This window comes from Serratia sp. EWG9 (genome assembly GCF_019913725.1).
In the GTDB taxonomy this organism is placed as follows: Bacteria; Pseudomonadota; Gammaproteobacteria; order Enterobacterales; family Enterobacteriaceae; genus Serratia; species Serratia ureilytica.
This window is the reverse complement of sequence record NZ_JADNRO010000004.1, coordinates 221436-233629: the sequence shown is the minus strand read 5'-3', so window position 1 is coordinate 233629 and position 12194 is coordinate 221436. Positions and strand designations below refer to the sequence as shown.

General features: G+C 63.2%; 10 protein-coding genes. 6 read left to right on the top strand and 4 right to left on the bottom strand.

The features are described from left to right. Positions 1-50 precede the first annotated feature (50 nt). Positions 51-1505: an NAD-dependent succinate-semialdehyde dehydrogenase gene (locus tag ITX55_RS11810; RefSeq protein ID WP_123061982.1), complete on the bottom strand. Its 1455-nt coding sequence runs from the start codon at positions 1503-1505 to the stop codon at positions 51-53. Between the two features lie 12 nt (positions 1506-1517). Then, positions 1518-2783, bottom strand: a complete 1266-nt coding sequence (locus ITX55_RS11805; protein ID WP_047026542.1) for a 4-aminobutyrate--2-oxoglutarate transaminase — start codon at positions 2781-2783, stop codon at positions 1518-1520. A 121-nt stretch (positions 2784-2904) separates the two neighbouring features. Here ITX55_RS11805 and ITX55_RS11800 point away from each other — a divergent pair, with 121 nt between their 5' ends. Beyond that, positions 2905-4377, top strand: coding sequence for a PLP-dependent aminotransferase family protein (locus ITX55_RS11800; RefSeq protein ID WP_042785411.1), 1473 nt, complete (start codon positions 2905-2907; stop codon positions 4375-4377). 22 nt (positions 4378-4399) lie between these two features. Here the strand turns inward: ITX55_RS11800 and ITX55_RS11795 are convergent, their stop codons facing one another. Beyond that, on the bottom strand, positions 4400-6019 hold the full coding sequence (locus ITX55_RS11795; RefSeq protein ID WP_208060954.1) for an ABC-F family ATP-binding cassette domain-containing protein: 1620 nt from the start codon (positions 6017-6019) through the stop codon (positions 4400-4402). A gap of 424 nt (positions 6020-6443) precedes the next feature. On the opposite strand from ITX55_RS11795, the gene ITX55_RS11790 reads away from it, so the two are divergent. Continuing rightward, a complete protein-coding gene (locus tag ITX55_RS11790) occupies positions 6444-8465 on the top strand; it encodes an FAD-dependent oxidoreductase (RefSeq protein ID WP_197756120.1) in 2022 nt (673 codons plus the stop codon). A gap of 194 nt (positions 8466-8659) precedes the next feature. Here the strand turns inward: ITX55_RS11790 and rlmG are convergent, their stop codons facing one another. Then, a complete protein-coding gene (rlmG, locus tag ITX55_RS11785; RefSeq protein WP_033644533.1) occupies positions 8660-9799 on the bottom strand; it encodes a 23S rRNA (guanine(1835)-N(2))-methyltransferase RlmG in 1140 nt (379 codons plus the stop codon). Positions 9800-10029: 230 nt separating this feature from the next. Here rlmG and ITX55_RS11780 point away from each other — a divergent pair, with 230 nt between their 5' ends. The 4 genes from ITX55_RS11780 to ITX55_RS11765 are packed head-to-tail and all read left to right on the top strand — an operon-like array spanning position 10030 to position 12194. Next, positions 10030-10320: a type II toxin-antitoxin system RelE/ParE family toxin gene (locus ITX55_RS11780; protein WP_223085076.1), complete on the top strand. Its 291-nt coding sequence runs from the start codon at positions 10030-10032 to the stop codon at positions 10318-10320. 14 nt (positions 10321-10334) lie between these two features. Beyond that, a complete protein-coding gene (locus tag ITX55_RS11775; RefSeq protein WP_015379150.1) occupies positions 10335-10658 on the top strand; it encodes a HigA family addiction module antitoxin in 324 nt (107 codons plus the stop codon). Then, on the top strand, positions 10651-11163 hold the full coding sequence (locus ITX55_RS11770) for a M48 family metallopeptidase (RefSeq protein WP_042785417.1): 513 nt from the start codon (positions 10651-10653) through the stop codon (positions 11161-11163). The genes ITX55_RS11775 and ITX55_RS11770 overlap by 8 nt, the downstream gene beginning before the upstream one ends. Before the next feature lie 50 nt (positions 11164-11213). After that, entirely contained in the window at positions 11214-12194 is a 981-nt protein-coding gene (locus ITX55_RS11765) for a Gfo/Idh/MocA family protein (protein ID WP_072626939.1), read from the top strand.

The window sequence follows — 12194 nt, the reverse complement described above, 5'->3', positions numbered from 1 at the left end:
CTTTATCGCCCGGCGACGCTGGCCGCCGGGATGGGTTAACGTCCTGACGCTCAACAGCTCACATCGATACACAGGTATTTCAGCTCCAGATATTCTTCTATCCCGTAGCGCGATCCTTCACGCCCGAGCCCTGACTGTTTCACGCCGCCGAACGGCGCCACTTCGTTGGAAATCAGCCCGGTGTTGATGCCGACCATGCCGTACTCCAGCGCCTCCGGCACGCGCCACTGGCGCGCGGCGTTCTGCGTGAACAGGTAGGCGGCCAGGCCGAATTCGGTGTCGTTGGCCATGGCGATGGCTTCTGCCTCGTCATGGAAGCGGAACAGCGGCGCCACCGGCCCGAAGGTCTCTTCTTTGGCGAAGCGCATCTTCTGCGTCACGCCGGTCACCACCGTTGGCTGGAAGAAGGTGCCGCCCAGCGCGTGCGGCTGGCCACCGGTGGCGATCTGCGCCCCTTTGATCAGCGCGTCGTCGATATGGCTCTGCACCTTCGCCACCGCATCGCTGTCGATCAGCGGCCCCTGGGTGGTGCCTTCCTGGCTGCCGTCTCCCACTTTCAACTGCTCGACCGCCGCCACCAGTTTCTCCGCCAGCCGCTCGTAGATGCCGTCCTGCACGTAGATACGGTTGGCGCACACGCAGGTCTGGCCGCTGTTGCGGAATTTGGAGGCCATGATGCCCGCCACCGCCGCGTCCAGATTGGCGTCGTCAAACACGATGACCGGCGCATTGCCGCCCAGCTCCAGCGACAGTTTCTTGATGCTCGGCGCGCACTGCGCCATCAGGATGCGGCCGACCTCGGTCGAACCGGTAAAGCTCAGCTTGCGCACCACCGGGCTGTCGCACAGCACTCTGCCCACCTGCGCCGCTTCGCCGGTCACCACCTGCAACACGCCGGCGGGAATGCCGGCGTCCTGTGCCAGCTTGGCCAGCGCCAGCGCGGTCAGCGGCGTTTGCTCGGCCGGTTTGACGATGATGGCGCAACCGGCCGCCAGCGCCGGCGCCACCTTGCGGGTGATCATCGCCGCCGGGAAATTCCACGGGGTGATGGCCGCGCACACGCCGATCGGCTGCTTCACCACCACCAGACGCTGCGAAGCCTGCGGCGCCTGCAATACCGCGCCGTCCACCCGCTTGGCCTCTTCGGCGAACCAGGTGATGAACGACGCGGCGTACGCCACTTCGCCGCGCGCTTCCGCCAGCGATTTGCCCTGCTCGGCAGTCATCAGCTGCGCCAGATCTTCCTGTGCGGCCAGCACCTTGTCGGCCCAGGCCAACAGCAGCGCGGAACGCTGCTTGGCGGTCAGCTGTTTCCAGTCGTTTTGCGCCCGCTGCGCCGCCGCGATCGCCTGCTGGGTTTCCTCTTCGCTGACCAGCGGAATGCTGGCCAGTTCGACGCCGGTGGCCGGGTTGATCACCGCTTCACGTTTGCCGCTCAGGGCATCGCACCACTCGCCGTTGATCAGACACTGGCTGCGCAACAGCTCGGGATTATTCAATTTCATGCCGATCGCTCCTTAGTGGGCCAGCGCGCGGGACAGAATGCCCATCGCCTTGGTGAACTGATCGTCCGGGATGGTCAGCGGGTAGAGGAAGCGGATCACGTTGCCGTTCACGCCGCAGCTCAACAGCAGCAGCCCTTCCTCCATCGCCTTCTGCTGCACCTGACGGGTGATCTCCGCCGAAGGCTTGCCGGTAACCGGATCGTTGAACTCCACCGCCACCATCGATCCCTGCGCGCGCACATCGGCGATCGCCGGGCTGGTTTTGCGCGCCTGCTGGAGCACTTCCACCAGGTGCTGACCCAAGCGCTGAGCGCGCTGGCACAGCTGCTCTTCGTCGATCACGTCCAGCACCGCGTGCGCGGCGGCCACCGCCAGCGGGTTACCGGCATAGGTGCCGCCCAGCCCGCCCGGCGCCGGCGCGTCCATCACCTCGGCGCGGCCCGCCACCGCCGACAGCGGCATGCCGCCCGCCAGGCTTTTCGCCATAGTGATCAAATCGGGCTTAACGCTGTAGTGCTCCATGGCGAACAGCTTGCCGGTACGGGCGAAGCCGGTCTGCACTTCGTCGGCGATCAGCAGGATGCCGTGCTGGTCGCACAGCGTGCGCAGCGCCTGCATGAAATCGGCCGGCGCCACGTTGAAACCGCCCTCGCCCTGCACCGGCTCCAGTACAATAGCCGCCACCTGCTTGGGATCGATATCCGCTTTAAACAGGCGATCCAGGCTGTTCATCGCGTCTTCGGTGGTCACGCCGTACAGCGCGTTGGGGTACTGGCCGTGGAACACCGAGCCGGGGAATGGGCCAAAGCCCAGTTTGTAAGGCGCCACTTTGCCGGTCAGCGCCATGGTCATATAGGTGCGGCCGTGGAAGCCGCCGCCGAAGGTGATCAAGCCCGGACGGCCGGTGTAAGCGCGGGCGATCTTCACCGCGTTTTCCACCGCTTCCGCGCCGGTGGTGAAGAAAGCGGTTTTACACGGGCCGGCGATCGGCGCGCGCTGGTTGATGCGCTCCGCCAAAGAAACATAGCTTTCGTAAGGAACGATCTGATAGGCGGTGTGGGTGAAGGCCTGCAGCTGCTTTTCAATTGCGGCGATCACCTTCGGGTGACGGTGCCCGGTGTTCAGCACGGCGATCCCCGAAGCAAAGTCGATCACTTCTTTGCCTTCCACATCCCACAGCGTGGCGTTCTCTGCGCGCTCGGCGTAAAAACCACACATCACGCCCACTCCGCGCGGGGTGGCGTCCTGACGGCGTTGGTTCAATTCTGCGTTTTTCATGCTGTTCTCTCCGGTCGGTGCCAGTTACACGTTTCGTTCACATTCGTGAAACAATGCCGTTTATTTACACAGGATGTGGCCCTATAATCGAGTGCCAGTTACGAATAATTGAGGGATCCAATTGCGCTCATTGAGTGGTGATCTGTTGCTGCAGCGCCTCGGCGAACAGCCCGATGACAAGCTGCACAAGCGGCTTTACAACGCGATCCGCACCAGCATTCTCGACGGCAGCCTGCCGCCCTCCAGCCGCCTGCCCGCCTCACGCGATCTGGCGCAGGAGCTCAGCCTGTCCCGCAACACCGTGTTAACCGTTTATGAACAACTGCTGGCGGAAGGCTACGTGTCGGCGCGCGCCGGCAGCGGCACCTTCGTCGCCGACACGGTGCCGGACAGCTGCCTCTCCACCGGCGGCGCCCCGGCGGACGGCAGCGGGCAACCGCGACGCGTCGAACTGTCGGCGCGCGGCGCCACGCTGCTGCACCACGCCAGCGCCAGCCCCAAACAGTGGGGGGCGTTCATTCCCGGCGTCCCTGACGTCAACGCCTTTCCCCATCAGTTGTTCAGCAAGATCCAGGCGCGCCTCAGCCGCCGCCCGACGCCGCAGCGGCTGACCTACAGCAATCAGGGCGGCAGCCCGGAGCTGCAGCATGCGTTGGTGGAGTATTTACGGGTGGCGCGCTCGGTGCGCTGTTCGCCGGAACAGATCCTGATCACCGAGGGCATCCATCAGGCGATCGATCTGGTGACGCGCATGTTGTGCAATCCGGGGGATGACGCCTGGATCGAAGAGCCGGGCTATTGGGGGATCCGCAATATTCTGCGCATCAATGCGCTGAACATCTGCCCGCTGGCGGTGGACGAAGCCGGGCTGGTGCCGCCGGAGCAGCCGACCAACCCGCCGCGGCTGATCTTCGTCACCCCGTCGCACCAGTATCCGCTCGGCTCGGTGATGAGCCTGGCGCGCCGCCAACGGCTGCTGGCGCTGGCGCGCAACGCCGGCGCTTGGATCGTCGAGGACGACTACGACAGCGAATTCCGCTTTTCCGGCCAACCGATCCCGGCGCTGCAAGGGCTGGAAGCCGACGCGCCGGTGATTTACATCGGCACCTTCAGCAAAACACTCTACCCGGCGCTGCGCCTCGGCTATGTGGTGTTGCCGCCGCCGCTGGTGCAGGCGCTGAAAACCGCCCACGCCGAGCTCTATCGCGGCGGGCACCTGCTGATCCAGAGCGCGCTGGCGGAGTTCATCCAGGCGGGGCACTACACCGCGCATATCCGCCGCATGCGGCTGCTGTACGCCCGGCGGCGCGCCTTCCTGACCGGCTTGATCGAACGGCACCTCGGCAAACAGGCGCTCAGCGAGTTCAACAGCAACGCCGGATTGCACCTGATCCTCAACCTGCCGGACGAGGCCGACGATGTGGCGATCGCCGCCGCCGCCGGCGCGCAAGGGGTGCTGGTGCGGCCGCTGTCGCGCTACTACATGCTGCCCAATCGGCGGCGCGGCCTGCTGATGGGTTTTGCCTGCGTGCCGGAAGAGCAGATGGCCGCCGCCTTCACCCAACTGCTGGCGTGCATCAACGCCCCGCACTAAGTCAGAGCGCCGCCCACCTGCCTCACCAGGCCTGAAGCCACCAGCCGTCCGCCTGTCGGTGCAGGCGGTGCGTCGGCCGCAGCGCCTGCAGGAAGTCTTCGTCGTGCGACACCACCAGCATCGCGCCGGGGAAATCCGCCAGCGCGGTTTCGATCGCCAACGACGACGCCAGATCCAGGTGGTTGGTCGGCTCGTCGAGCAACAGCAGCTGCGCCGGTTGTCGCCGCCACAGCGCGCAGGCCAACGCCGCCTTCAGCCGTTCACCGCCGCTCAGCGAGCCCAGCGGCAACGCGATGCGATCCGCGCCAAGCTGCAACTGCGCCAGCCGGGTGCGCAACGCGCCTTCCGCCAACGGCGAATCCTGTAGCCCCAGATGCTCCATCACCGACAGGCCCGGGTCGAGCTGCGACAGGGTTTGATCGAGGTAGGCGGTCGACAGCGGACAATGACAATGGCCGGAAAGCGCCGCCAGCCGGCCGAGAATAGTCTTCAGCAAAGTGGATTTGCCGCAGCCGTTGGGGCCGGTCAACGCCACGCGCATCGGGCCGTCGATACGCAGATCGAGCGGCGGCGCGCTGACGAACGGCAGCTGCAGCCGCTCGAGCACCAGCACCTGCTTGTTCGCGTTCACTTCGCTGCCCGGCAGCGCCAGCAACACCGGCTGTTCCTCTTCCACCCGCTGGTAGGCTTCGCGCACCGCCGCATCGAGGCTGTCGCGCCGATCCTGATGCTGTTTGCGCAGCGTGCCGAGGCTCTCTTTCGCCGCCGACTTGTAGGCCACCCGCTCGAAAGAGGCGATATTCAGCGTATCGACGACGCGCAGCGTTTGCGCCGAGCGCCGCTGGCTCATGTCGTGCTCTTTCTGTTGGCGGGCGCGGGTGCGGCGGCGCTCCTCGCGCGCATGCTCCAGATCGGCGCGCGCCGCCTGCTGCTCCGTATCGCGCTGGCGCCGGTAGTCATCATAGTTGCCGCCGTAGCTGCGCAGCGCGCCGGGCGTCAGTTCGACGATGCGCTCCATGCGCGCCAGCAGCTGCCGGTCATGGCTGGCGATCAGCAACCCGCCCCGCCACTGATCCAGCTGCTGATACAGCCAGGCGCGCCCGACGCTGTCGAGGTGGTTGGTCGGTTCGTCCAGCAGCAGAAAATCCGCCTCGCCGAGCAAGGCGCCGCACAGCGCCGCGCGCATCCGCTCGCCGCCGCTCAGCGAACCGGCGGATCGCAACGGATCGAAGGCCGGCAGCCCGGCGGCGGCGAAGGCGTTTTGCAGGCGATCGTGGAGATCCCATCGCCCTTCCAGACGATCGATATCGTCCGCCAGCGGCCGTCCCTGCTCGAGACGCGCCAGCGCGGCGAACGCCTCGCCATAGCCCAACAGCTGGGCCAGCGTGGTGTCCGCGGCGATCTCCGGTTGCTGTGCAACGTAAGCGACTGCGGCATGAGATTCGACGTGCCCGTTGCCCGGTTGATCCTGCCCGGCGATCAGGCGCAGCAGCTGGGTTTTGCCGACGCCGTTGCGCCCTACCAGGCCGCAGCGCTGCCGGTCGAAAGCGAGATCCAGCGGGCCGAACAGCGTTTCGCCGTCAGCAAATTGGCAGGTCAGTTGATGTAAAACGAAATAAGGGGACTGCGCTGAATGAGCCATAAGCACTCCTGAATGAGATCAAAATATCCCCACAGGGCGCGAGAGCGCACAGCGTGGGACACGATATCAACAGGTGTGGGTGTTCATTTTCGGTAATGGCTCCGCAGAGAGAAGGAATTTACAACGCGTAAAGGCTAACCGATCTTTTGTTCGTTATGCAAACAGAGTCTGAGATTCATGACATCTATCACATTCGGCGCAACGCAAATTCCCAAGCGGCGCGACAACGGCTAGATTTATCTCATCCGACCACTTGTGTTCACATAATAATAACAGATGCTCATCCCCAATCGCTTTCAACCTGCAGCTAGGCGGCAAGTTCGGGCGTTCCCAGGAGCTTACTCAAGTAAGTGACTGGGGCGAGCGAACGCAGGCAACAACGCTGCAGGTTGAAAGAGGCGGGGGATGAACGATGGAGAGTGCAATGAGCAATTACCCTCACCTGCTGGCGCCGCTGGATCTCGGCTTCACCACCCTGAAAAACCGGGTGCTGATGGGATCGATGCATACCGGCCTGGAAGAGCTGCCCGACGGCCCGCAGCGCCTGGCCGCGTTCTATGCCGAGCGCGCCGCCGCCGGCGTGGCGCTGATCGTCACCGGCGGCATTGCCCCGAACGAACAGGGCGTGGTGTTTCGCGGCGGTTCGATCCTCAACAGCGAGGAGCAATTGCCTCACCACCGCCCGGTGACTGAAGCCGTCCACCGGGCGGGCGGCAAAATTGCGCTGCAGATCCTGCACACCGGCCGCTACAGCTATCAACCCAAGCTGGTGGCCCCTTCCGCGCTGCAGGCGCCGATCAACCCGTTTACGCCGAGCGCGCTCAGCGCAGCGGAGATCGAGCAGACTATCGCCGACTTCGCCCGCTGCGCGGCGCTGGCGCAGCAGGCCGGCTATGACGGCGTTGAGGTGATGGGATCCGAGGGTTATCTGATCAACCAATTCTTGACGACGCGCACCAATCAGCGAGACGACCAATGGGGCGGCAGCTTCACCAACCGCATGCGCTTCGCCGTCGAAACCGTCAGGGCGGTACGCCAGGCCGTGGGCCCGGAATTCATTCTTATCTACCGGCTGTCGATGCTCGATCTGGTGGAAGACGGCTCCAGCTGGCAGGAGATCGAGCAGCTGGCGCTGGCGATCGAACAGGCGGGCGCCACGATCATCAATACCGGCATCGGCTGGCACGAAGCGCGTATTCCGACCATCGCCACCATGGTGCCGCGCGCCGGATTCAGCTGGGTGACCCGCAAGCTGATGGGCAAGGTCAGCATCCCGCTGATCACCACCAACCGCATCAACGATCCGGCGGTGGCCGAGCAGGTGCTGGCGGACGGCTGCGCCGACATGGTGTCGATGGCGCGTCCGTTCCTCGCCGACGCCGCCTTTGTGCAGAAAGCCGCCGAGGGGCGCGCCGACGAGATCAATACCTGCATCGGTTGCAACCAGGCCTGCCTCGACCAGATCTTTGAAGGCAAGCTGACTTCCTGTCTGGTCAACCCGCGCGCCTGCCGTGAAACCGAAATGCCGCTGACAATGGCGGAAAAGCCGAAAAAACTGGCGGTGGTCGGCGCCGGCCCCGCCGGGCTGGCGTTTGCCACCACCGCCGCCAGCCGTGGTCATCAGGTGACGCTGTTCGACGCCGCCGAGCAGATCGGCGGCCAGTTCAACATCGCCAAGCAGATCCCCGGCAAGGAAGAATTCCATGAAACCCTGCGTTACTTCCGCCGTCAGCTGGCGCTGCGTGAAGTGACGGTCAAACTGGGCGCCAAAGTCGAGGCGGCGGATTTAAGCGAATTCGATGAGGTGATCCTCGCCTGCGGCATCGTGCCGCGCACCCCGGATATTCCCGGCATCGGGCACGCCAAGGTGCTGAGCTATCTGGATGTGCTGCGCGATAAAAAACCGGTCGGCCAGCGGGTGGCGATCATCGGCGCCGGCGGCATCGGCTTCGACACCGCCGAGTACCTTAGCCAGCACGGCGTCTCCAGCAGCCTGGATCAGGCGGAATTCAACCGCGAATGGGGCATCGACGGCCGCCTTGAACAGCGCGGCGGGCTGGCGGCGCAAGGCCCGCAGGCACCGCGCGCCGCCCGGCAGATCTACCTGTTGCAGCGCAAAACCAGCAAGGTGGGCGAAGGCCTGGGGAAAACCACCGGTTGGATCCACCGCGCCAGCCTGGCGATGCGCGGCGTGAAGATGCTCAATAGCGTCAGCTATCGGCTGATCGACGATGAAGGGCTGCACATCACCCGCGCCGAGCAAGACAGCTGCCTGCCGGTGGACACGGTGGTCATTTGCGCCGGGCAGGAACCGCGCCGCGAACTGCAGCAGCCGCTGCTGGCGATGGGGAAAACCGTGCATCTGATCGGCGGCGCCGACGTGGCCGCCGAGCTGGACGCCCGCCGCGCGATCGATCAGGGCACGCGGCTGGCGATGACGCTGTAAAAAAGGGGCGCATCGCGCCCCTGATATTGATGACAAATCTCATCCCCATGCCGGGTTGGCAGAGAGCAGCGAATAGAAAACAAGGAAAATCAATTTATTGATTTTCGGCTGATAACCACAAAGGGGGAAAAACCACGCTTTTTCCCCCTTTGTCTACAGCCTGAGGGGCGCATCGCGCCCCTTGTTATTCACGCTCAGCGACGCGCGCCGGATTTCACCGCTCTCAAGATCACGAACTTCTTGTTCGAGGCCACCAGCGTGCAGTTGCCGAACAAACGTTTGAGCTTCTGATGGTAGTCGAGGTGACGGTTGCCGACGATGCGCAGTTCGCCGCCCACTTGCAGGCAGCGCTTGGCGTCGCAGAACATCTGCCAGGCGGTGTGATCGGTAATGGCGTGTTGCTGGTGGAACGGCGGGTTGCACAGCACCGCCTGCACGCTTTCGCGCTCGATGCCCGCCAGCGCGTTGTTCACCTCAAACTGGCAGCGGTCCAGCTCTTGCGGCAGGTTGTGCTCCACGTTCAGCTCGCTGGAGGCCACCGCCATGTAGGATTCATCGACGAAAGTCACCTGCGCGTCCGGATTCTGCGCCAGCGCCGTCAGGCCAATCACGCCGTTGCCGCAGCCCAGATCGACGATATGGCCGTTCAGGCCGCGCGGCAGATGATCCAGGAACAGGCGCGCGCCGATATCCAGGCTGCCGCGCGAGAAGACGTTGGCGTGATTGTGGATCAGCCAATCGGTGCCGTCCAGCGTCCAGTTGGTGGTTTCCGCCGCCGCCGGCGGGACGATGTCCGCCGCCTGGCAGAAAATCAGGCGCGCCTTCTTCCACGCCAGGCTGGTGCGCGTCGGGCCCAGCACCTTTTCAAACAGCTGCATCGTCGAGGTGTGCACGTCGCGCGCTTTGGCGCCGGCAACGATCAGCGTGTCTTCGGTCACGACGTGGCGCAGCGCGCGCAGCTGCTGTTCCAGCAGCGCCAGCGCTTTCGGCACGCGAATCAGCACCACCGCCGGCGCCGCCGGCAGCTCGGCCAGGCTGTCCAACAGCGTGACCTGCTCAGGATCCAGACCGTTGAGCTTGAGGTTGTGACGCGTCGCCAGCTGGCTCATGTACGAGTCGCTGACGCTGTAAGGACGATGCGCGTGCAGCGCACAGGCCAGGGTGCCGAAGTTATCGTTGAAAATCAGCACCGGGCGGCCACCGATATCTACGTTTTCAAGCTGTTGCAGCAGATATTCGTCCGCCGCTTCCCACGCCTGCAGCTGGGTGGATTCTTCCTGTTGGGGATAACGCTCCAGCTCAAGTTGCTGTGTTCCCAGATCGAGTTGGCTCATTGCCCCTCCTGACTGATAAAATTTGGGCTGTTTATCCCCTAAAAACGCCCGTCAGTAAAATGTTTTTTCGGATAAATTGCGTATTGCGCCGCGTATCTGAAAACCTGCGCCCCTTTTCTCCTTCAACAACATTAACCTTTCCCTCCCGAGCACCCATGCCGATGTTTTTTTAACCTGACGGGGTGTAACTTTAAATGTTACACTGCCAGTCCCTATGGAAGGGGGAAAGCATGATTAAATCTTTCCGCGATCGCTATCTGGAGCAGTTCTATCTGGAAGGCAGGCGCAGCCGTCTTATCCCCGGCGCGCTCGAGCGGCAGTTGGCCAGAAAGCTCGATATGTTAGCCGCCGCGCAGCAAGAGCGTGATTTGCATCACTCCACGGGTAACTATTACAAGCGGCTATCCGGGCCATTTCAGGGATGGTCGAGTCTGCGCGTCAATATGCACTGGCGGCTGATGTTCCAGTGGCGGCATGATGCCGCCGAAAAAATTTACCTCGATCCTCACCAAGATACCTGAACGAGGGGGAACCTATGTTGGAAACCACGACTCGCGAACCCACCACGGTGGGAGAAGTCCTGCAGGAAGAATATTTAACGCCGTTAGGCATCGGCCAAGAAGAACTGGCAAAGGTATTGGGCGTCACCCGCGCCACCGTCAATCGCCTGTGCAACGGGCATCGACGCATGAGCGTTGCCGAGGCCAATCTGTTTGCCGATCTGTTCGAAACGACCGCCGACTTTTGGCTAAACCTGCAGGCGGCACACGATCGCTGGGAAGCCAGACAGGCCGATGCGCAGCGTGTGCGGCTGCGGCCAATCAAAGAAATACTGGGACGCAATATCACTCATGCATGACATCGAACTCGCCTACCTGCAAGGCTACCCGGCGCATCTGCAAAGCCAGGTGCAGCAATTGATCCACCAGAACCGGCTGGGGGACGTGCTGCTGCAGCGCTATCCGCAGGTGCACGACTGCACCACCGACAAGTCGCTGTATCAGTTTACCGTCGATCTGAAAAACCAGTATCTGCGCAACGCCCAGCCGCTGAGCAAGGTAGCCTACGACAGCAAGATCCACGTCATGAAGCACGCGCTGGGCCTGCACACCGCCATCTCCCGCGTGCAGGGCGGCAAGCTGAAAGCCAAGGCGGAAATTCGCGTGGCGACGGTGTTCAAGGTCGCGCCCGAACCGTTCCTGCGCATGATCGTGGTGCATGAGCTGGCGCACCTGAAAGAGAAAGATCACAACAAGGCGTTCTACAGCCTGTGTTGCCATATGGAACCGGATTACCACCAGTTGGAGTTCGATACCCGGCTGTATCTGACGCACCTTTCGCTGTTCGGCGAGCTGTATGCATAGCGAATGAGAGCGTGATAATCTGCGGTTTTAAGCCTGGACCGGAGCTCGCCATGATTCGCTTTGCCGTCGTCGGCACCAACTGGATTACGGAACGTTTTATTGATGCCGCCCATGAGAGCGGCAAACTCAAGCTGAGCGCCGTGTATTCACGCTCGCTGGAACAGGCGCAGGCGTTTGGCGCCAACTATCAGGTCACGCAGTTTTTCGACTCGCTCGAGGCGATGGCCCAGTCCGACGCCATAGACGCGGTATATATCGCCAGCCCCAATTCCCTGCACTGCCCGCAATCGCTGCTGTTCCTGCGCCATAAAAAGCACGTGATCTGTGAAAAACCGCTGGCCTCCAACCAGCGCGAAGCGGAACAGCTGGCGGCCTGCGCGCGGGAAAATCAGGTGGTGCTGTTCGAAGCGTTCAAAAGCGCCTATCTGCCGAATTTTCTGGCGCTGCAGCAGGCATTGCCGAAAGTCGGCCGGCTGCGCAAAGCCTTCATCAACTATTGCCAATACTCTTCGCGCTACCCGCGCTACCTGGCCGGCGAGAACCCCAACACGTTTAACCCGCAGTTCTCCAACGGCTCCATCATGGATATCGGCTACTACTGCCTGGCCAGCGCGGTGGCGCTGTTCGGCGCGCCGCAGTCGGTGCTCGCCAGCGCCACGCTGCTGGAGACCGGCGTGGACGCCCACGGCACCGTCTGCCTGAACTACGGCGATTTCGACGTCACGCTTTCCCATTCCAAGGTCAGCGACTCGGCGATCCCCAGCGAGATCCAAGGAGAGGAAGGCACGCTGATTATCGACAAGATTTCCGAGTGCCAGGGCGTGGCGCTGACGCCGCGCGGCGGCAACCGCCAGGATCTGAGCCAGCCGCAGCACATCAACACCATGCTGTATGAAGCGCTGGCCTTCGCCGAGTTGGTTGAGAAACGTCAGGTGGAACATCCGGGGCTGGAGAATTCGCTGATCGTCGCCCGCCTGCTGACCGATATCCGCCGCCAGACCGGCGTCGTCTTCCCCGCCGACGGAGAATGA

What these genes read in the sequence shown, in the direction of transcription:
- ITX55_RS11810 (WP_123061982.1), bottom strand. Translation starts at nt 1,505, where the DNA reads ATGAAATTGAATAATCCCGAGCTGTTGCGCAGCCAGTGTCTGATCAAC.
- ITX55_RS11805 (WP_047026542.1), bottom strand. Translation starts at nt 2,783, where the DNA reads ATGAAAAACGCAGAATTGAACCAACGCCGTCAGGACGCCACCCCGCGC.
- ITX55_RS11795 (WP_208060954.1), bottom strand. Translation starts at nt 6,019, where the DNA reads ATGGCTCATTCAGCGCAGTCCCCTTATTTCGTTTTACATCAACTGACC.
- ITX55_RS11790 (WP_197756120.1), top strand. Translation starts at nt 6,444, where the DNA reads ATGAGCAATTACCCTCACCTGCTGGCGCCGCTGGATCTCGGCTTCACC.
- rlmG (WP_033644533.1), bottom strand. Translation starts at nt 9,799, where the DNA reads ATGAGCCAACTCGATCTGGGAACACAGCAACTTGAGCTGGAGCGTTAT.
- ITX55_RS11780 (WP_223085076.1), top strand. Translation starts at nt 10,030, where the DNA reads ATGATTAAATCTTTCCGCGATCGCTATCTGGAGCAGTTCTATCTGGAA.
- ITX55_RS11775 (WP_015379150.1), top strand. Translation starts at nt 10,335, where the DNA reads ATGTTGGAAACCACGACTCGCGAACCCACCACGGTGGGAGAAGTCCTG.
- ITX55_RS11770 (WP_042785417.1), top strand. Translation starts at nt 10,651, where the DNA reads ATGCATGACATCGAACTCGCCTACCTGCAAGGCTACCCGGCGCATCTG.
- ITX55_RS11765 (WP_072626939.1), top strand. Translation starts at nt 11,214, where the DNA reads ATGATTCGCTTTGCCGTCGTCGGCACCAACTGGATTACGGAACGTTTT.